General features: G+C 45.9%; 22 protein-coding genes. 17 read left to right on the top strand and 5 right to left on the bottom strand.

The features are described 5' to 3' along the window. From QUB70_RS16645 to QUB70_RS16680, 8 genes are all read left to right on the top strand, one after another. A partial coding sequence (locus QUB70_RS16645; RefSeq protein WP_332982001.1) for a WD40 repeat domain-containing protein occupies positions 1–533 on the top strand: 533 nt, incomplete at its 5' end. Between the two features lie 61 nt (positions 534–594). Continuing rightward, on the top strand, positions 595–1,017 hold the full coding sequence (locus QUB70_RS16650; protein WP_332982003.1) for an element excision factor XisH family protein: 423 nt from the start codon (positions 595–597) through the stop codon (positions 1,015–1,017). Beyond that, positions 1,005–1,334, top strand: coding sequence for a XisI protein (locus QUB70_RS16655; protein ID WP_332982005.1), 330 nt, complete (start codon positions 1,005–1,007; stop codon positions 1,332–1,334). Before QUB70_RS16650 ends, QUB70_RS16655 begins: the two co-directional genes overlap by 13 nt. Before the next feature lie 137 nt (positions 1,335–1,471). Next, the gene (locus QUB70_RS16660; protein WP_332982006.1) at positions 1,472–1,711 is read left to right on the top strand and encodes a hypothetical protein; all 240 of its coding nucleotides are present in this window, start codon (positions 1,472–1,474) and stop codon (positions 1,709–1,711) included. Between the two features lie 171 nt (positions 1,712–1,882). Then, a complete protein-coding gene (locus tag QUB70_RS16665; protein WP_332982007.1) occupies positions 1,883–2,392 on the top strand; it encodes a hypothetical protein in 510 nt (169 codons plus the stop codon). After that, positions 2,386–2,868, top strand: coding sequence for a DUF7689 domain-containing protein (locus QUB70_RS16670; protein WP_332982010.1), 483 nt, complete (start codon positions 2,386–2,388; stop codon positions 2,866–2,868). Before QUB70_RS16665 ends, QUB70_RS16670 begins: the two co-directional genes overlap by 7 nt. After that, the gene (locus QUB70_RS16675) at positions 2,850–3,725 is read left to right on the top strand and encodes a RibD family protein (RefSeq protein WP_332982011.1); all 876 of its coding nucleotides are present in this window, start codon (positions 2,850–2,852) and stop codon (positions 3,723–3,725) included. Before QUB70_RS16670 ends, QUB70_RS16675 begins: the two co-directional genes overlap by 19 nt. Before the next feature lie 283 nt (positions 3,726–4,008). Continuing rightward, entirely contained in the window at positions 4,009–5,205 is a 1,197-nt protein-coding gene (locus QUB70_RS16680) for a GNAT family N-acetyltransferase (RefSeq protein ID WP_332982014.1), read from the top strand. 353 nt (positions 5,206–5,558) lie between these two features. Here the strand turns inward: QUB70_RS16680 and QUB70_RS16685 are convergent, their stop codons facing one another. Both QUB70_RS16685 and QUB70_RS16690 read right to left on the bottom strand, forming a co-directional pair. Next, positions 5,559–6,083: a hypothetical protein gene (locus tag QUB70_RS16685; protein WP_332982015.1), complete on the bottom strand. Its 525-nt coding sequence runs from the start codon at positions 6,081–6,083 to the stop codon at positions 5,559–5,561. A gap of 172 nt (positions 6,084–6,255) precedes the next feature. Next, positions 6,256–7,830 carry a sensor histidine kinase gene (locus QUB70_RS16690; protein ID WP_332982017.1) on the bottom strand — a complete coding sequence of 525 codons (1,575 nt, stop codon included), beginning with the start codon at positions 7,828–7,830 and terminating at the stop codon, positions 6,256–6,258. A 206-nt stretch (positions 7,831–8,036) separates the two neighbouring features. Here QUB70_RS16690 and QUB70_RS16695 point away from each other — a divergent pair, with 206 nt between their 5' ends. From QUB70_RS16695 to ftsH4, 3 genes are all read left to right on the top strand, one after another. Then, complete coding sequence (locus tag QUB70_RS16695) at positions 8,037–8,882, top strand: M48 family metalloprotease (protein WP_332982018.1); 846 nt, start codon at positions 8,037–8,039, stop codon at positions 8,880–8,882. Between the two features lie 112 nt (positions 8,883–8,994). Then, complete coding sequence (locus tag QUB70_RS16700; protein WP_332982019.1) at positions 8,995–9,468, top strand: TspO/MBR family protein; 474 nt, start codon at positions 8,995–8,997, stop codon at positions 9,466–9,468. 412 nt (positions 9,469–9,880) lie between these two features. Then, positions 9,881–11,749 carry an ATP-dependent zinc metalloprotease FtsH4 gene (gene ftsH4 / locus QUB70_RS16705; protein ID WP_332982022.1) on the top strand — a complete coding sequence of 623 codons (1,869 nt, stop codon included), beginning with the start codon at positions 9,881–9,883 and terminating at the stop codon, positions 11,747–11,749. 244 nt (positions 11,750–11,993) lie between these two features. On the opposite strand, the gene QUB70_RS16710 is transcribed toward ftsH4, so the two are convergent. Continuing rightward, entirely contained in the window at positions 11,994–12,737 is a 744-nt protein-coding gene (locus tag QUB70_RS16710) for a Uma2 family endonuclease (protein WP_332982025.1), read from the bottom strand. 187 nt (positions 12,738–12,924) lie between these two features. Between QUB70_RS16710 and QUB70_RS16715 the strand changes: the two genes are divergently transcribed. From QUB70_RS16715 to QUB70_RS16730, 4 genes are all read left to right on the top strand, one after another. After that, the gene (locus tag QUB70_RS16715; protein WP_332982027.1) at positions 12,925–13,242 is read left to right on the top strand and encodes a hypothetical protein; all 318 of its coding nucleotides are present in this window, start codon (positions 12,925–12,927) and stop codon (positions 13,240–13,242) included. A 148-nt stretch (positions 13,243–13,390) separates the two neighbouring features. After that, positions 13,391–14,203 (top strand): transposase, encoded by an 813-nt coding sequence (locus QUB70_RS16720; RefSeq protein ID WP_332982028.1) that lies wholly within the window; start codon positions 13,391–13,393, stop codon positions 14,201–14,203. Positions 14,204–14,286: 83 nt separating this feature from the next. Further along, positions 14,287–14,577 (top strand): hypothetical protein, encoded by a 291-nt coding sequence (locus QUB70_RS16725; protein WP_332982029.1) that lies wholly within the window; start codon positions 14,287–14,289, stop codon positions 14,575–14,577. Positions 14,578–15,162: 585 nt separating this feature from the next. Next, on the top strand, positions 15,163–15,747 hold the full coding sequence (locus QUB70_RS16730; RefSeq protein WP_332982030.1) for a hypothetical protein: 585 nt from the start codon (positions 15,163–15,165) through the stop codon (positions 15,745–15,747). 265 nt (positions 15,748–16,012) lie between these two features. Here QUB70_RS16730 and mnmA read toward each other — a convergent pair whose 3' ends face one another. Further along, positions 16,013–17,101, bottom strand: a complete 1,089-nt coding sequence (gene mnmA, locus QUB70_RS16735; RefSeq protein ID WP_332982031.1) for a tRNA 2-thiouridine(34) synthase MnmA — start codon at positions 17,099–17,101, stop codon at positions 16,013–16,015. A 116-nt stretch (positions 17,102–17,217) separates the two neighbouring features. Here mnmA and QUB70_RS16740 point away from each other — a divergent pair, with 116 nt between their 5' ends. Continuing rightward, positions 17,218–18,885 (top strand): NAD(P)H-hydrate dehydratase, encoded by a 1,668-nt coding sequence (locus QUB70_RS16740; RefSeq protein WP_332982032.1) that lies wholly within the window; start codon positions 17,218–17,220, stop codon positions 18,883–18,885. 346 nt (positions 18,886–19,231) lie between these two features. Here QUB70_RS16740 and QUB70_RS16745 read toward each other — a convergent pair whose 3' ends face one another. Further along, positions 19,232–19,705: a tellurite resistance TerB family protein gene (locus QUB70_RS16745; protein ID WP_332982033.1), complete on the bottom strand. Its 474-nt coding sequence runs from the start codon at positions 19,703–19,705 to the stop codon at positions 19,232–19,234. A gap of 441 nt (positions 19,706–20,146) precedes the next feature. Here QUB70_RS16745 and QUB70_RS32720 point away from each other — a divergent pair. Continuing rightward, positions 20,147–20,194 (top strand): helix-turn-helix domain-containing protein (locus QUB70_RS32720; RefSeq protein ID WP_442927790.1); only part of this gene is annotated, 48 nt, incomplete at its 3' end.

Raw genomic sequence — 20,194 nt, forward strand, 5'->3', positions numbered from 1 at the left:
GGGACACCGAGACAGGCCGGGAACTGAAAACTCTCACGGGTCATAGTAAGTCGGTAAAAGCTGTGGCGATCGCACCCAAAGGTAAAATAGCGATTTCCGTTTCATGGGATACAACCCTGAAAATCTGGGACACCGAGACAGTCCGGGAACTGAAAACTCTCACGGGTCATACTCGCGATGTAACAGCAGTGGCGATCGCACCCGACGGTAAAACAGCGATTTCCGCTTCATACGATAAAACCCTGAAAATCTGGGACACCGAGACAGGCCGGGAACTGAAAACTCTCACGGGTCATAGTGACTCGGTAAATGCTGTGGCGATCGCACCCAAAGGTAAAATAGCGATTTCCGCTTCAATGGATAATACCCTGAAAATCTGGGATTTGCTCACAGGTAAAGAGGTTGCTAGTTTCAGCGGAGATGGTGCATTTAACGGCTGTGCTTTTGCGCCTGATGGAGTGACAGTTGTAGCGGGCGATTCGTCGGGCCGAGTGCATTTCCTGCGTTTGGAGGGAGTTAGCGACGCGCGATAATCGAATTTTTGTGTTTGGAGGGGCGAGCTAAAATAGAGCATGAGAGCAATGGAGTTTTTAAATGCCTGCTAAAGATATTTTTCACGATACTGTCAAAGCTGCTTTACAAAAAGATGGATGGATAGTTATTCGTGAAAACTTTCGGGTGCAAGTCGATGAAGAAGGTTTAGCAATGTTTATCGATATGACAGCAGAAAAATTAATCAGTGTAGAAAAAGAAGGTCGCAAAATAGCTGTGGAAGTTAAGAGCTTTCAAGACCGATCGGACTTCTATCAATTTCATGCTGCTCTCGGTCAATTTCTCAACTGTCGATCGGCATTGAGAGAACTCATGCCTGAGTTTATTGTTTATTTAGCAATTCCTTTAGAAACCTACGATGAATTATTTAGATTGAGATTCATTCAAAGACGAGTAGAAGAATACGATATTAAGCTAATTATTTTTCGTCCCGATTTGGAGGAAATTGTACTGTGGAGAGATTAAACTATACTGAGGCGATCGAAAAAATTCTCAACAGCTTCTGTGACATGGTGGTACGAGAAGGAACAGAGGTAAAAATTATTCGCGATCGAGAAAGCGGAAATTACCTGGTGATTCTCGCAGGCTGGAATGACGGATCGAGAGTCTACGGGATTTCTGTTCACATCGAACTCAAAAATGATAAAATCTGGATTCAGCAGGATAGAACAGATACAGGAATTGCTCAAGAATTAGTAGAATTCGGAGTGCCAAAAACCGATATCGTACTTGCTTTTAAGTCGCCTTTTACCAGAAAGTTTACAGAATACGCAGTCACTTGATTTGAGATTTATAGCAAATTGTGGGCAAACGGGCGATCGACTTTTGGGCAAACGGGCGATCGCTCTTTTGGGAAAAGGGCGATCGGGCGATCGAGTAGAACCAAAAATGTTAAAATTTTAAGGAAGATCGAATCATAATGAATGCCATGAAAGAGTTAATCCAACAAGACTTAGAAAAGCTCGATCGAGAACAACTAAAACAAGTATTTGAATTTATTGCCTTTCTGAAATTCCGTGCCAAATTAGTGACTATTCCTGCGATCGATGAAACCAACTTAGCTGCACTCTACAGCGAATTTGCCGAAGAAGACCGACAACTTGCAGAACTTGGAATCAGCGAATATGCAGCACTTCTAAAACATGAGGATTTGGCATGAAAATCCGATTTAAATCCCGGCGGTTTCAACCAAATAAACCGGGTTTTTGCCCGAATCTGTGGGTAGGGAAGTATTTCGTAAAAAACCCGGTTTCTAGGTCGTCGCGATCGCATTTTTGGATTGATGGGCGATCGAAAACCAGTGTAGAATAAGGATAAATTCAAAACAACTATGAAAGTTATTGAAATTACCGAAGCGATCGATCCGCTGGCAGAATATGCAAATAGTCAAGAGCCAATTATGTTGACTCGCAACGGACAAATCATAGCAGCATTAATGCCATTTACCGGCAATCCAGAAACAGACCAACTTCCTTCTAACTTCCAAGAAGCGATCGAGCAACTATCCTTATCCGAAAAAAGTGATCTCGACCATTCCCGCCAACAAACAGAATTAGCAACAACATTTTACCAGTTAGTCGAACAATGGAAAACCGAAACTCGCGGCATTTCATCCACCGAACAACTGTCATTGCACCCATCCTATCAGCAAATTATTGGCATGGGCCCCAATGTGATTCCGTTATTGTTGCGAGAATTAGAAAACAATTCAGGTCGCTGGTTTTGGGCTCTCAAAGCAATTAGCCGTGAAGAACCAGTAACGCCTGAACAGCGGGGAAAAACCGAAGAAATGATTGCAGCTTGGTGGAATTGGGGCAGAGAGAAAGGTTACACATGGTAGGAAATGAAGCCTGGATAGCTAGGGTTAAAGTTTGGATAGAACGAGATTTTACTAACTTGTCAAATACAGGTTATGAAATCACTAGCCCCGATACAATCGATTATAATTGTATTGCTTGGGCAGCAGAAGATAACGAGAGATGGTGGTGGCCTGATTCACAAAATATTGATTATTGGCCTGCGGGAGTACCGCGCGAAGTGACGCTTAATGCTTTCATCCAAGCTTATCAAACTATAGGTTATGAAGTTTGCGATCGTCCGAATTTAGAACCAGGATTTCAAAAGATAGCCATCTACGCTGATTCGGCGGCGAAACCGACACACGCAGCCAGACAGCTACCTGATGGGAAATGGACGAGCAAACTAGGTCAAGATGAAGATATTCAACATGAAACTCTCGAAGGGCTAGTTGGTGAAAATTATGGGAATGTTGCTTGTATTATGCGGAAAAATATCAAATGCCCCACGCAACAGTAATACTCGCGATCAGTGCCGATGGTAAAATTGCCGATGCAGTGCGATCGCCCGCGAGATTCGGTTCTGCCAACGACAAAGCCCACCTCGAACAACAAGTCGCAGCAAGTGACGCGGTTTTGTTCGGCAACGGCACTTTACAGGCTTATGGAACGACGATGAGAGTGATTTCACCAGAATTGCTCAAACAGAGGGAACTCGCAGGGAAGCCCCCACAACCCGTGCAAATTGTATGTTCGCGATCGCGCCAATTTGACCCAAACTTGCGATTTTTCCAGCAACCGGTGCCTCGCTGGCTGCTGACGGGGCAAGACAGTAGAGAAACGGCATTGCCGTCTCCTCTCAAGAACGGGCAAGATGCCCGTTCCACAAGAGATGAATTTTCTTGTGGAACAGGCATCTTGCCTGTTCATAAAAAGCTTATTGAGAATGGTGCAGATGTCAGCAACGGGCAAGATGCCCGTTCCACAAGAGATAAATTGTCTTGTGGAACAGGCATCTTGCCTGTTCATAAAAGGCTTATTGACAATGGCACCATCGGTAAGTTCGATCGCACTTTAATCGCCAACACCATAGCAGGAGAAATCGATTGGATTGATGCGTTTCAACAGCTAGAAGCGCTTGGAATCAAACGTTTGGCAATTTTGGGAGGCGGAAAACTCGTCGCGTCTGTGCTGGCTGCGGGCTTGATAGACGAACTCTGGCTGACGGTTTGCCCGTTAATTTTGGGGGGCGCGGATGCACCGACACCTGTTGAGGGAAAGGGTTTTTTGGCGGATTTAGCGCCGAAATTGGAGCTTTTGGCTGTAAAACAGGTGGGGCAAGAGGTATTTTTGCATTATAGATTCGGGGCGGGCTAGAAGCCCACTCCACAAGAGTTGTGTGGCACAGGCATCTTGCCTGTGGCGGGCTAGGAGTGCTCACCCCACAAGAGTTGTGTGGCACAGGCATCTTGCCTGTGGCGGGCTAGGAGTGCTCCCCCCACAAGAGTTGTGTGGCACAGGCATCTTGCCTGTGGCGGGCTAGAAGCCCACCCCACAAAAGAAGTGGCACAGACATCTTGCCTGTGGCGAGTAATTACACAAGCAGGGGAGATTGTATTAACTTAAATGAAGTTCGATCGCTCTACGCTCAAATCTCCCTATGCTGAAACAGCCAAAACCTGAATATTCTGTAGCCTGGATTAGCAAAATAGGCGAAATCCCCCAAGCGTCGTGGGATGCCTTGGCGATGCCACTAAAAACTCCCTTTCTGGAATGGGATTGGCTGAACAATCTCGAAGTATCGGGAAGCGCGACAGGTAAAACCGGTTGGCTGCCGCATCACTTAACAGTCTGGCGAGACAAACAGTTGATTGCTTGCGCGCCGCTTTATGTCAAAAGCCACAGCTACGGCGAATTTGTATTCGACAATCAGTGGGCCGATTTAGCTCAACGTTTGGGTGTTCAATATTATCCCAAATTGATGGGAATGACGCCCTTTACTCCGGCTGAAGGCTATCGGTTTTTGATTGCCGAGGGGGAAGATGAAGACGAGTTAACCGGAGTAATGGTAAGCGCGATCGACCATTTTTGCGATCGCCACAATATCTCCGGCTGCAATTTCCTTTATGTCGATCCCCAATGGCGGAAGCGCATGGAAAACCACGGTTTCAGCAGTTGGCTGCACCACAGCTATATTTGGCAAAATCAAGGCTATCAAAATTTTGACAATTATTTAGGCGCATTTAATGCCAACCAGCGCCGCAATATCAAACGCGAACGCAAAGCTGTTGAAACAGCAGGCTTGTTCGTGAAAACTTTGACAGGCGATGCAATTCCCCAACCGATGTTTGGCCAAATGTATGCTTTTTATGAGAATACTTGCGACAAATTCGGCTGGTGGGGAAGCAAATATTTGACGAAGCGATTTTTTGAACAGTTGCACCACAATTATCGCGATCGAGTTTTGTTTGTAGCCGCCTACGACAAGGAAGATGACAGACAGCCGGTGGGTATGTCATTTTGTTTGTATAAGGGCGATCGGCTGTACGGGCGTTATTGGGGTAGTTTGCAAGAAATCGACTGCTTGCACTTCGATGCTTGTTACTATACGCCGATCGAATGGGCGATCGATCGGGGCATCCAAACCTTCGATCCGGGTGCGGGCGGGCGGCACAAAAAACGGCGCGGCTTTCCAGCTACGCCAAATTATAGTTTGCACCGATTTTATAACAACCGTCTGGCGCAAATTCTCAAGTCTTATATCGGTCAAATTAACGAAAGAGAACAGGAAGAAATTGATGCAGTCAACGAGGATTTACCTTTTACTAAGTTACCTCCTTTGTTGCTCGGCGATTGACGGTTGACTGGGAATTTGGAATTGGAAATTGGGAATTAGTAACAGCCCATCGGTGTCAACATAATACTAAAACCCTGTGTATATCTCGTTTGTATCGAAGTTTCGATCGCCCTAAATCCCCCTTAAGAAGGGGGACTTTGAATACTCTTCCCCCTTTATTAATGGGAGTTAGAGGGGACGTAAGAATACTCTTGTCCCCCCCTTATTAAGGGGGGTTAGGGGGGATCGAGACTCAACTATAAACGATATTTATTATGGATTTTAGTCTTAAGTTGACACGAATGGTAACAGTCAACAGTCAACAGTCAACAGTCAACAGTCAACAGTCAACAGTCAACAGTCAACCAATTAACCTAATTCAAAATTACCTTTCCATCCTCTTGAATTTCCAGCGATTTAGTATCAACGCCCAAGTCAGTTGTCGCGCCGAAACTGACTTGCAACATTCCCGGCATCGCGGTGGCTTGCGGGCGAACCAGCATCAATCCGCCGTCTGGACGCTGGTAAGTGAGGGTGATTGGTACCTTGATGTTTGCGAGCAAAATTTCAGATTGTTCCCCCAGAGTGCGCGGTGGGGTAACGCCAATCACTTGATAATTGATGACGGCATTGGTGGTATTCACGAGTTTAATTGCTACCATGCCCTCCATAGGCGTAACTCGCGCAGTTGGCATGGGGAAGCGGGCGGGGGCGTTTTGGGGTGCGGCAGGCATCCCGTTGGGGCCCGGAGTCGCAGCGGGATTCGGTTGGCTGACGGGCTTTCCTTGTTGGGGCGGGGGGCCGCCGGCTTGGGAAAGTGTTGCGAGACTGACGAGTAAACCCCCGCAGGTGGCGGCTAGCAAGCTGATTTTTTTTAACGGTAGATTGTGGCGAAACATAAATAACTCCTCACAAGTTCGATCGAGGTTTTCCAACAACGTTTATGTTAATCTATGCGGGAATTGAATTTTAATAGCTTGGTTTGGGCGCGATGTAGGAAGAATCTGGCTTGAGGGGTAGATTTTTTTTAACCGCAGAGGGCGCAGAGGGCGCAGAGGATGAGGGAAAGTTTTAGGGGTGAGATGCTTCTGATTTGCGGGCGGGGAGGGTGACGGTAACGGCGGTACCTCGATCGACTTGGCTGTCAATGCGGATTTGGCCGCGGTGATTTTCGACAATTGCTTTGGCGATGGCTAATCCTAAACCGGAACCGGCGGCGCTGCGGTGGGTACGGGCGGGATCTGCGCGGTAGAATCGATCGAACAAATGCGGCAGGGCTTCTGGGGAAATCCCGATGCCGGTGTCTGTTACTTTTATTTGCAGCGCTGGATTTAAGATCGGCGAATTTCTTTTGTTTTTAGCTGCAAGCTGCAATTGTACTTGAATTTGACCGCCAGAGGGCGTGTACTGCACGCAGTTGCTGACGAGATTGGTAAAAAGTCGGGCTAGTTGATCCCAGTCGCCCAACAGTGTAAAGTTGTCCTCAGCGTTTGGTCGATCGACAATTTCCAAAGAAAGAGACAGATTTTGGGCAGTGGCGATCGCGAGTTGTTCTTCAATTACCTCCATCAGCAAAGCATCGAGGGGAACATCAATCCACTGCTGCTGGACGATGCCGCTATCTTGTCTGGCTAAAAACAGCAAATCGTCAACCAAGCGCCCCAAACGGCGCGTCAGGCGTTCGATAACTTGTAGCTGTTGGTGTTGCTGCGGTTCGATATCCGGTTCCGCCAAAGCTACTTGCACGTTAGTTTGAATAGTGGCGATCGGATTTCTGAGTTCGTGGGAAGCATCAGCGGTAAACTGTTTGAGACGCCCGTAAGATTCCCGCACAGGTTCCATAGCCAATCCCGACAGCAGCCAGCCAATAGCCGCCACGCAAATTAGAGTTAAACCCGCGCCCAAAATCAAATCTAGAATTAATTGGCGGATGGGTTTTGTCACTTCAAACCAAGGATGGCTGACTCGCAAATATCCCAGAACTTGGCGGCCGATTTCCACTCGCTGCGTAACTTGTCTGAGAGAATAGTTTTGAGTTGTCCGAATGCTAATCGGTTTGGTAGAAACGCGATTTGTATTTTGTGCGATCGAATCTCGATTCTCCTCCAAACTTGCATTCAAACCCCCATCAAAATCTCCAATTTCTCCCCTCTGCGCCCTCTGCGCCTCTGCGGTTAAATCCCTCTTCCCTCTATCCGCTTCCGTTACAAAATCCGTTGCCGAACTTGCTTCTTCCTGCTTTCCTCTCTCAAACCGCAACTTATGATTAACCCAAACCGTTTCCCCAGTGCGGTTAGCGTTAATCGGAATCTTCAGCGGTTCCGACAAAGTAGACCACAGCAATTCGCCAGTAGGACTGAACCATTCTAAATCAATGTGGTCATCTTCTACTGCATCGGTGCTATCTCGAAAACTGGCTTGAATATTAACTTGCAACTTAATTTTATCTTCTCTAGTAGGGAAAGTTAGCGGTTCTATAACGAGAGTTCGCTCTATTACTTCGACAACATGATTGAGGGTGTCATCAATGCGATCGATCAAAGTAGTGCGGACGTAAAAATAGAAACCTGTGGCGAATACAAGTAACAATACAGCAGTAACGGCAGTGTACCAAATAGCAAGGCGGCGGCGGGTAGCTTGAAACATATTGCGAAAAAATCAGGAATCACCAATAGAATATTAAATAAAATCTGAAGTAATATCGACGACTCATATCTTGAGATTCATCTGCGTTCATCAGCGTATATCTGCCTTAATCAGCGGTTCCTCTTTCCATTCTTGATACTTCAGACAGATGTCGAGAGAGCTGTCACCATAGTATTCTAATCGCGAAACTTTTTAGGTGAAAGCGTGTGAACAAATTTTTATTCCGAGCTGCGATCGGGCTGTTAATGGCATTTTTTGGGGCAATCACCTATTTTACCAACGACGTACAAAATCCTGTAACTGGAGAGAGACAGCGGGTGCAGCTTTCTCCCCGCCAAGAGATAGTTTTGGGATTGCAGTCGCGAGATCAAATGGCCGCCAAGTACGGGGGGCTTTATCCCAGTCAGAGTATTCAGCAGTATGTCGATCGAGTAGGCGAACGAGTTGTCAACGGTTCGGCGGCGAAACAAGCGGGTTATCCGTTTGAATTCCACCTGCTGCGAGACGCCGAAACTGTCAATGCTTTTGCTTTGCCGGGGGGACAAGTTTTCATTACTGCGGGGCTGCTGCGGCGGCTGAATTCGGAGGCTCAGTTGGCCGCTATACTGGGACACGAAAGCGGTCACGTTGTCGGTCGCCACGCTGCGGAACACTTGGCAAAACAGCAGTTGGGCAGGTCTTTGGTAACGGCGGTTGGGGTGGCTACTAGCGACGAGCGCGGGGGCGGCCAGCAGGGAGCATTAATTGCTCAAGCTGTCAATCAAGTTGTCAGTTTGCGGTACGGTAGGTCTGATGAACTTGAGAGCGATCGGCTCGGTTTTCGGTTTATGACGGAAGCGGGTTACGATCCTAGAGGTATTGTTGAGGTGATGCAAATCCTCGGTTCTGCTAGGAAGGGCGAAGCGCCGCCGGAGTTTTTGAGTTCTCACCCGAACCCTGAAAATCGGGTGGAAAAGTTGCAAGCTTTAATCGCGCAAAATTACCCTAACGGCGTTCCAGCTAATTTAGTTTCTGGACGCGAAGAGTTTGCTAAGAATGTGTCTGGCGGTTAGCGATTGTTGCGTCTGGCTTTGCTGAAGTTATGGCTAAAGGCGGATGGAAGTTCGGGTGTGAGTTGGCACGATCGACTTAATGAGCGATCGAGCAATTTGAAAGTTGAAAACCATGATTGAATCTTGGATGATTATCGGCGGAGTGACTTTCTCAGTCGCCTTCGGCACTCTGTTATTCAAACTCCGCGATATTAACTGGGCCGTCAAACTTCAAAGACCGGATTGGATGTTTTTCGAGCCTGCTATTCCATTAATTTGGACGGTGATTTTTGCTTGCGGGGCCGGCAGCGCTGCTGTCGTGTGGGAACAGGAACCCGGAAGTCTCAAAACATGGCTGCTGATGGCTTTGTACTTGCTTTTAGAAATTGTCACAGTTGCTTATATTCCCGCTACTCTCAGAGCCAAAAGTCTGAAAGTCGGGACGATTTTGGGAGGGGTCGGCGAGATTTTGGGAGTTGTGCTGATGTTGGCTGTTTTGCCGATTTCTCAAACTGCGGCTTTGTTACTTTTGCCTTACGCGATTTGGGGTGCGATCGGCACTTATACTACTTGGGAAATGATTCAGTTAAACCCAGAAGCTGCATAAATATAACGAACCGCTTTCGCGAAGAAGAACAGGCGAGACGCCTGTTCCACTAAGTAAGAAAAGAGCGAGAGAATTTCAAGCAATTCTGAAGTAAATAACCATCCAGTAACTACTAACTAACCATTCACAACTATAACGCTCTTCTCTTCTCTTTCCTTCTTTTGTGGAACAGGAGACGCCTGTTCCTGTTCCCACCTTCTTTTCTCTTTTCTTCTTTTGTGGAACAGGCGAGACGCCTGTTCCTGTTCCCACCTTCACAGTTCATTAAAAAAAAGCATTGTTAATAATACCAAATCGGTGCAGCCCAGTTAACCGAACCGATAGAGTGAGGAAATCCGCTTGACACCGCGTCCGCATTTGATGAGAAAATAAATGAATTAAACTGGTTTAAATTAAAGGATGACAGCTATCAATGGCAATTAAAGACCAGCCCCAACCGCCTCGTTTTAGGCAAATTAGCAATATCTTGTTATTGCTCTCAAGTCTGTTTCTGCTGGCGAATATCTTTTTGCCCAATTTGTTCGGGCCGCAAATTCCGCAAGTGCCTTACAGCTTGTTCGTCCATCAGGTTCAAGAACAAGATGTGGTGAGAGCTTCGGTAGGTCAAAATGAAATTCGCTACCAACTCAAAGGCGAAGGCGACAAACCGGGTCAAGTGCTCTCCACTACGCCGATTTTTGACCTGGAATTGCCTAAACTTTTACAAGAAAAAGGCGTTGAATTTGCGGCAACTCCCCCTTCCAAAAATGGCTGGATTGGCAGTGTTTTAAGCTGGGTGGTTCCGCCGCTGATTTTTGTGGCGATTTTTCAATTTTTTGCGAACAGGCAGGGTGGCGGGCCGCAGGGTGCGCTGTCGATCGGCAAAAGCAAAGCTAAGGTCTATGTAGAAGGCGAATCGGCGAAAATTACTTTTGCTGATGTGGCTGGAGTAGAAGAGGCTAAAACTGAATTAGTCGAAGTTGTTGAATTCCTGAAAACTCCCGATCGCTTTACGGCAATTGGCGCGAGAATTCCGAAAGGCGTGCTGTTAGTCGGGCCTCCGGGAACTGGCAAAACGCTGTTAGCTAAAGCAGTGGCTGGTGAAGCTGGCGTGCCGTTTTTTAGCATCTCCGGTTCGGAGTTTGTGGAACTGTTTGTAGGTGTTGGTTCTGCGAGGGTAAGAGATTTATTCGAGCAGGCTAAGAAACAGGCTCCTTGTATTATTTTCATTGATGAATTGGACGCGATCGGCAAATCTCGCAGCACTAACGCTGCGTTTGGCGGAAATGACGAACGCGAACAAACTCTGAATCAACTATTAACTGAAATGGATGGTTTTGCTGCGGGCAATACTACGGTAATTGTGCTGGCTGCAACGAACCGCCCGGAAAGTTTGGATGCTGCTTTGCTGCGCCCAGGCCGTTTCGATCGCCAAGTTTTGGTCGATCGCCCGGATTTATCCGGTCGCGAAGCAATTTTGAACATTCACTCTCAAAAAGTGAAGTTGGGCCCGGATATTGACTTGAAGGCGGTCGCCACTCGCACCCCCGGTTTTTCGGGCGCAGATTTGGCGAATTTGGTCAATGAAGCTGCTTTGCTAGCTGCTCGCAACAAGCGCCTAACTGTAGCTCAGGAAGACTTTTATGAGGCGTTTGAGCGCGTTGTAGCTGGCTTGGAAAAGAAAAGCCGGGTGCTCAACGAAAAAGAGAAAAAGATTGTGGCTTACCACGAAGTCGGGCACGCGATGGTTGGTGCTGCGATGACGGGCGGCGGCGAAGTGGCGAAAATCTCGATCGTCCCGCGCGGTATGGCAGCATTGGGTTACACGTTGCAGGTACCGACTGAAGACCGTTTCTTGTTAGATGAATCGGAATTGCGCGGTCAGATTGCTACACTGCTTGGAGGGCGATCGGCTGAGGAAGTCGTGTTTGGCAGCATCACTACTGGCGCTTCAAACGACTTGCAAAGGGCGACGGATTTAGCTGAACGGATGGTGACAACTTACGGGATGAGTAAGGTTTTGGGGCCTCTAGCTTACGATCGAGGTCAACAAGCAATGTTCCTCAACGACGGTATGGGAAATGCCCGCCGCGCTGTCAGTGCTCAGACTGCTGAGGCGATCGACCAAGAAGTCAAAGAAATTGTCGAAACTGCACATCAGCAAGCTTTGGATATTCTGAAAGCTAATCGGGAATTGTTGGAAACAATTACGCAGAAGCTATTGGAAACTGAGGTGGTGGAAGGTGATGCACTTAGCAAATTCCTCGGTCAAGTGCGGCCTTTAGATAAGGTTGCGGCTTGAGTTTAACAGGATTTAATCTGATATCTTGCACCATTCTCAAGAACAGGCTTTCCGGCCTGTTCCACAAAAAGTGAATTTTCTTGTGGAATGGGCCGGAGAGCCCGTTCCTAAATAGCTAATCGCATCGAATCCATAAACCGGGTTTTTACTGAGAAGACGCGCTGTAGGCGACAGATTCAGAAAAAACCCGGTTTCTTTGTCGGAGTGCGTAAATCCTGTTAAATTAAACCGTTGTAGAGATAATTCAGCTTAAAATGTCCTCTGGATTTATCCCCATTTCTCGCAGTTTTTCAGATAGGCGATCGGCTTTTTGCTGTGCTAACTCTTTCTCCTGTCTTTCTTGTTCCATTTGTTGTTGCGTTTGTTCCATTTGTTGCTGTGCCTGTTCCATTTGTTGCTGTGCCTGTTCCATTTGTCTTGACAACTCCACGTAAGACAAAAACTTCAGTCCGTCGGGACGATAAATTTCCAAGTCTCCCGATGCAGTTTCAAAACGGATTTGCAAACGCGGACTTACCCAACCTTCCATTGATTCAATATAGTTGAGTTGTCCGTCAGTTCGCCGCCAACCCATTAACTCATTATCCTCTGGATCGTAGACATAATATTCTTCTACTCCATAATTCTCGTAGAACTTAAACAGCTTAAACATTGCTGTCATGCGGTTGCCTGGTGAGATGATTTCAAAGACAACTTGCGGCGGAATATTATCTTCCAGCCACTGTTGGTAGGAACCTCTGTCGCCTTTGGGTCTGCCAAAGACTACCATAGTATCAGGTGCTTGGCGAATTTTGTTATCTCCTTCGACGGGATACCACAGCAAGTCACCTGCTACAAAGACATTTTCGCTGTCTTTGAATAAGGCATCTATTCCGCCTTGAATTTTTACGATCAATTGGAACTGTTTGGTGTTGTCAGACATGGGTTTTCCGTCGCTGTCTGGGTAGATGATTTCTGGCAAGGTTTGAGTAGGAATTGTTGCGGTCATGGGATGACTCCGTTGCTAGCAGCATCAATTTATATTTTATATCTATTTTATCAATACTTCGGACAGTTTTGAAACAGGTGCGCTCCGCGAGCAGAGCAAAAAATTCCCTGGGATTTTAACCGAAAATAAAAAAAAAGGCACTTTTTACGTTAAGCTCAAAAAACACACGAACTTAAAAAAATGCCTGATGAATATTCTAGAATCTATCTTACAACAAATGTCAGGGATTAGTCAATCCCAAAAAAAGTTTATGGTAATTTTATTTTCCACCATATTACTTGTTTATGGTAAAGTGAATTTTACCAATCTGAGCCTTTATAGTTCATTGAGTGAAAAAACTTATCGCCGTCATTTTTTGAAAAAATTTAATTTTAGTGAATTCCATCAATGTTTTATCAAGAAAGCATTGAATTTTGCACGAACAATTATTGCTGCAATCGATTGTTCATTTATTAAAAAAAGTGGCAAAAAAACTGAAGGTAAAGCTACATTTTATAATGTGTAGCTGGCAGACCTGAAGAGGGATTAGAAATTTATGTCATTTCTCTGGTCGAAGTTGAAACTCATTTATCTTATAGTGTGAGTGTACAACAAACACCCTGGCGTCCTCCCACAGAACTACCCAAAAATGCCCTAACTACTAAAAGAAAAAAATGTCAAAAAAACAGACAAAAAAAGAGACAGTCAAAAGCTCAACGCCTGAATCAACAAGAGTTGACGACTATGCTAAGCATTTAAAAGAAACTCGTTTTATATTGCCAGAAACTGTACGTTATTTGGTAGCTGATGGTTATTATTGTCGCGCCAAGTTCTGGGATGCTGTACGGGATTCAAATTTACATTTGATTAGTAAATTACGGTCTGACGCCAACTTAAATTACATTTATACAGGTGAGAAAAATAAAATAGGTGCTCCTCGCAAATATGATGGAAAAGTAGACTGTAACAAATTAAAAAAATTAACTTTTATCAAAATAATTAAGCCCGGGGTTAAGCTTTATTCATTAGTAGTATGGAGTGTTTGTTTAAAATGTCAAATACGTTTAGCTTGCCTTGAAGAAGTTCAACCTAACGGTAAAATCAAAAATATCTTATTGTTCAGCACTGATCTATATCTGACAGGTGAGCAAATACTTGAGTATGATCTGGCTCGTTTTCAAATTGAATTTATTTTTCGTGATGCCAAACAATTTACAGGTTTATCCGATTGCCAATCTTGTAGTGGTCAACGCCTGGATTTTCATTTTAATGCTAGTCTGACTGCTTTAAACTTAGCCAAGTATGAAGCTTATAATCGTCATTCATCTCCCGATCCATTCGTGTTTTCGATGGCCTCTTATAAACGCCTTGAATTCAATAGGCATATACTTTACACCTTTATTGATAAGTTAGATTTAGGCCAGAATTTAATTTTAAATCACCCCAACCTTCCGTCAGTCCTATCCTATGGTACTCTCGCTGCTTAAAAACTGTCCGGAGTATTGGTACTCAAACTGGTTATGAACAATTAGATGAAAGAAAAAAATTAACTTCTTGTAAAATATCTGAGTTGCTTTTAGTTTTGGAGCATCCCGAATTACCATTACATAATAACCCCGCTGAATTAGCTGCCAGAACAATCGTGCAGCGACGAAATATTAGCTATGCAACCCAAACTTGTGCAGGAATATCGGCGATGGACATTTTTATGTCTCTGGTGGCGACTACGCGAAAATTAGGAATTAGCTTTTTTGAATATATGCACGACCGTATTTCTCACCTGGGAAATATTCCATCTCTGGGGATGATTATTCGCGAACAATCTTCGGTTTATTCTTTGGGTCTGTCCTGGTCTGATTGAAGAAATTTAAAAAAATCTAACTGCTCTGAATTATCGGCGCTTGATTCCTTTATCAAGTGTCCTATAAACCCACGGTAAATTGTGACTGTCTAAAAAAGACTGTAACATCCTTGATTTCATGATTGATAATACATTATTTGAATCAAGATTTAGCAGCCAGAAAATGCGAGATTTTTGTGTCTGAATTAAGATATTTGTACAATTAAATTAAAATTCTACAATTGCGAAAATTAAGGCTTACCGCAACTTATTGAGCGGATACAAATTAAGTAATAACTGGGTAAGCTGTGTTGCATCTAGATTGCCTATGGTATTAGAGAGGGAGAGGGTCCGATGGGGATCGGGGGAGAGGATTTGACGATTGTTCGATCGGGACTCGAAATATACAATTTAAATGCACAACAGCTTAGTGCAAGTTTCCTGAAATACAAGTGCCGGCAGCGAGTAGAAATACTTGCGCCGCACCAGCAGTGAAGTCGGTTCTGCACAAAGGAACCAACAGCACCAGCAACAGTGTCTAAATAAGAATCCGCAGTTGAGTGTTCAGGAGCGATCGCGCATTGTGTAAAGTGAGGCAGAAAGCATATGATGAAACGAATCTCCAAAAATAACTCTCAAAACAATCAAAACCGAGACCAAAAGCAGCCCAATCCTTTAATATTGGCTTTGGTGCTCACAGGAATTCTAGTATGGGAAATGTATCCGGCGCTAAGACACACCGCAGCAGCTAACGCGGGCGCCCTCAAACATTCCCTTGCCCAGTTGGAAAGCCAACCGCAGCAAACCGCGCAGCAATTTTCCGCTGCCGCGATGCCCCAAAAAATCAGCTATTCGGTATTTGCACTCAACAGTCTAATTTCCGAACCGGGCAATTTGGCCGAGGGTACGCGCCCAAATCCCCAGAACCAATTGCCCGCAACCGTAGCAGCAGCAGTTCGCCAAAACTTGTCGCGCCAAACTGGCATTGCTGCTGACAAGTTGAAAGTAACTGAATCGAGCAGGCAAAGTTGGCCGAATACTTGTTTGGGACTCGCTTCATCTGATGAAATTTGCGGTCAAATGATTGTCGAAGGTTGGCGGGTTGTGGTTTCTGATGGCAGCCAAACTTGGGTTTACCGCACTAATGCTAGGGGAAATGTGTTGCGCTTGGAAAAAAAGTTACCTAGGTAAATTTGAGCCTGGGAAATGAAATATAAGTTTCATTTTGGAACAGGCAAGATGCCTGTTCCACAAAGAGTGAATTTTCTTGTGGGAAGTTTCTGGTGGGCTTCTGGGAACAGGCAAGATGCCTGTTCCACAAAGAGTGAATTTTCTTGTGGGAAGTTTCTGGTGGGCTTCTTGGAACAGGCAAGATGCCTGTTCCACAAAGAGTGAATTTTCTTGTGGGAAGTTTCTGGTGGGGAGTAGGGGTTGGGCTTCTAGCCCGCCCCTTGCCTTAATTTGGGAGTTGGTTTCTTTCAATGATGCCGCCGCCCAAGAGCACGTCTCCGTCATACCAAACAGCCGCTTGTCCGGGGGTAATGCTCAACTGCGGTTCATCAAAAATTAACTTAACTCTTGTACCGCCGGCCTTTTCTTCTCCCGCAGTTTCCAGGGGAATTACAGTCGCTGGGACGGGGTGCGATCGATATCGAATCTGTACCTGAGCCCGAATCGGAGCCGCCGGTGCAGCCACAGAAACCCAATTTACTTTCTGGACTGTACATTCAGATTCTACCGCCAACTGCCGATCGCCCACAACTACCCGATTGCCAGCAGCATCGAGTTCAATCACGTACAGCGGTTCCGGTGCAGCAATTCCGAGTCCCTTCCGCTGGCCGATGGTGTAGTGGTGCACGCCGTCGTGCTGTCCGAGCACCCGCCCTGACTTGTCCACAATGTCACCCTTTTGCGGCGCAATGTACTTATCCAGAAAAGCCCGCATCGAACCGTTACTTTCCACCAAGCACAAATCCTGACTTTCCGGCTTGTCAGCAGTTGTCAAGCCAAATTCCGCCGCAATTTTGCGAGTTTCTGTCTTGGTAATTTCCCCCAAAGGAAATTCCGTACCTGCCAGCAAATCCTGTGTTAGATCGTACAGGAAATAAGACTGATCTTTCGCAGGGTCGATCGCCCGCAGCAACTGATAGCGACCAGTAGCAGCATCGTAAGTAATCCGAGCGTAGTGCCCTGTAGCGATTTTTTCAATTCCGAGTTCTTCGCGAGCATACTTAAGCATCGGCCCGAACTTCACAGTTTTATTGCACTGCGAACAAGGCAAAGGCGTAACTCCCGCACTGTAACCCTCCACCAAATAATCGACAATACTTGCCTGAAAGACCTCGCGGCTGTCAACAATGTGGTGGGGAACGCCCAAATCTTCGCAAATTTTAGCTGCATCGACCATTCCCTCAGAGCAGCACTGACCTTTGCCCTTCATCAACCACAGCGTTAAACCCACCACTTCATATCCCTGATGGTGTAAAATTGCGGCTGCTGCGGAACTATCGACCCCGCCGGAGAGGCCTACAACAATCTTGTTCATGATTCGGAGAGAAATTGCTATTTTACTGTTACTTTGTTCGATCGAGCTAATTTATTATACCACAAGTATACTACAACCTGCGACTGCTGCTGTTAGCTGAAATTTTAGCACTTAATATGACTATTCAAAAATTTGTTGTCACCGCCGACCAAATGCGGCAAATAGAAACCAGAATCTTTGCCGCTGGAATGCCAGTCGCAGCTTTAATGGAAAAAGTCGCGGGACTGATTGCTAGACGAATTCAGCAGCTTTTGAAGGGGGAAGGAAGTTCGGCAACGGATTATGAAACGGATTTAACGGATTTAACGGATTTAACCAATAGGAGGAAAAGGGGAGAAGGGAAAAAAAATGTTAATTCTCAATTGCCAGTTATCGGGGTATTGGTTGGGCCGGGACACAACGGGGGCGATGCTTTGGTTGTTGCCCGCGAATTGCACTTTCAAGGATTCCAAATAGTTATTTACTGCCCGTTTTCTAAACTCAAAGAACTCACAAAAAATCACGCTGACTATGCGCGTTCTTTAAATATTCCATTTGTTGACAAAGTTGAACCGCTGAAAAATTGCGATTTGCTCGTAGACGGTTTATTTGGATTTGGATTAGAACGAGAAATTACTAACGCTACGGCCGCAGCTATTGACGAAATAAATAATTTAAATATACCCGTTTTAAGTATAGACATTCCATCGGGAATTCATACAGATACCGGAGAAGTTTTGGGGATGGCAATCCGGGCAAAACATACATTCTGTTTGGGTTTGTGGAAAATGGCATTTCTGCAAGATAGAGCGTTAGAATATATCGGCAGTTCCGAATTAATAGATTTTGATATTCCCGCAGCAGATATTGCAGAAATATTGGGCGAAACGCCAGCAATACAACGAATTACAAAACAATCTGCGATCGAGCATTTGCCGTTACCCCGATCGCCAATTTCGCACAAATACACCAACGGTAACATACTAATTATTGCAGGTTCCCGGCGCTACAGCGGAGCAGCAATTTTGTCAGCGTTGGGAGCAAGAGCAAGCGGCGTAGGAATGCTGTCAATTGCCGTTCCTGAGTCGATTAAACCGATGTTGAGCAGTCAGTTGCCAGAGGCGTTAGTTATAGGATGTCCCGAAACCCAGAACGGTGCAATTAGCCAGTTGCCAGTAGCCATTGATTTGAGTTCTTATGATGCGATCGCGGCAGGGCCAGGTCTGACATTGGAAGCGGCAATAGCTGTAGAATCTGTACTGGAGAGCGATCGACCTCTCGTGTTAGATGCTGACGGTTTAAATATCCTCGCTCAACTCGGCACAGTCCCGATTTTGTCCGAACGCTGTGCACTGACAATTATCACGCCTCACCCGGGCGAATTCAAGCGTTTGTTTCCCGAATTAGCCGGCGAAATGGGCGATCGAATTGCGGCAACTCAAGCAGCAGCTCAGCTTTGCGGTGCAACGGTATTGCTCAAGGGAGCGAGAGTTTGCATAAGCTGTCAAGATGAAGGCGATTCCCTACGGGATAGCTGCGCTTCACGTACCATCACCTACCTCAATCCCGAAAGCACCCCAGCCCTCGCCAGAGGCGGCAGCGGCGACGTTCTCACAGGCTTGTTAGGGGGACTATTAGCAAGTGCGATCGCCCGCAAATCCCCCCCCAAATCAGTGGTAGAAACAGCAGTTTGGTGGCACGCTCAAGCCGGAATCATGGCAGCCAAAGAACGGACGGAATTAGGAGTAGATGCCTTTACTTTGACACAGTATTTAATTCCAGCTTTGCGAGAGTTTGCTAAGTAAACAATCAACAGTAGTTGTGTAGAGTGTGCACCGCGCACTTTCCCGATCCGCTCTTAGGGTTCGCAACGAGAACCTAACACGTTAACAGTTCTTCCACTAGACTTGCATTCCAAAAGTCCTAAACTATCCTTCAATTATCTGCGTCGATCTGTGTTTATCTGCCTTACATCTGCGGTCGATCGATCGAAGACTTATGCAATCTTGTCTAATACTTACGCAACCAGACTTACGCATGGGGGGCTTATTCCCGATTTCTACGAAAAATTAGAGGTTATTAACGAGAAACTTAGGAAAAATCTCGGAAGAAACCGGGTTTTTAAGCCAAAAAGCGCGCGCAAGTCTCGAACTAACCTTTGATGAACTTTTCTAATTTTTGAGCCATCTTCTCGACAATTCCCTCCGAAGTATCTCCCGCCGATGCTTCTGCTTCAATACGCTTGACAGCATCCTCTGAAAGATTCAGCAACTGCACTAATTTTTGATAAGCTGCTGCTTCTTCTGCGTTAATTTTTGGTTCGTCGGGAGTGCGAGAACTAGATGAAATCACTTCATAGCCGAGTTGCAAGACTAATTCCTTTTCATCTTGAGTTTCTAGTTGACCGATCAACTCGTCAAGGGGGATATTTTGCATGATGTAATCCCGCAGTTCTTGTTGCATTTGTTGTCCGTCGGTATCTGGGGCAAACAAACGACAAAAGCGATCGAGCATTAAATTAACTTCTTCTGTGGCGAGTTCGCCGTCAGCCCAGGCCATAGAAGCAACAATTCTCAGCAGATTCATCTGGCGGGGCGTAATTGATGGAGGAGGTGGGGTTTGCATAATCAAAATTGGTAATTGGTAATATCAATTCCGGTGCAACCGGAATTATTGTTGACTGTTGACTGTTGACTGCGCCACCCGCTCGCGTAGTCGAAGGGTTGACTGTTAACTGTTAACTGTCAGTCAAAAAACTGAATGATAGTTGAGTATTGACTGGTGATTCAATTTTACCAGGACGATGCTAGGGGAATTGGGAATTGGGAATTGGGAATTGAGAATTGAGCTTGATTTCTTCTGGTCTTTTCTTTCCGGTTCCCCTTCATCAAAAAAAAGTGGGTGGAAACCCCGTTACTTCGACCCTTCGGCGTAGTTTATCCGCTCGCGTAGTCGAACGGCAAGCGGGCGACGCTTCGCTGGCTCACATCGCCTTCGCTCGACGGCTTGACAAAAATATACAACACTCAGCCAACCCTATCACAAAAGACGTGTTAGACTGTGACGATGGAAAAAGCCTACCGCTACCGATTCTATCCCACCACCGAGCAAGAA

Origin of the sequence: Microcoleus sp. A003_D6 (assembly GCF_036702825.1) — a bacterium.
Taxonomy (GTDB): Bacteria; Cyanobacteriota; Cyanobacteriia; order Cyanobacteriales; family Microcoleaceae; genus Microcoleus.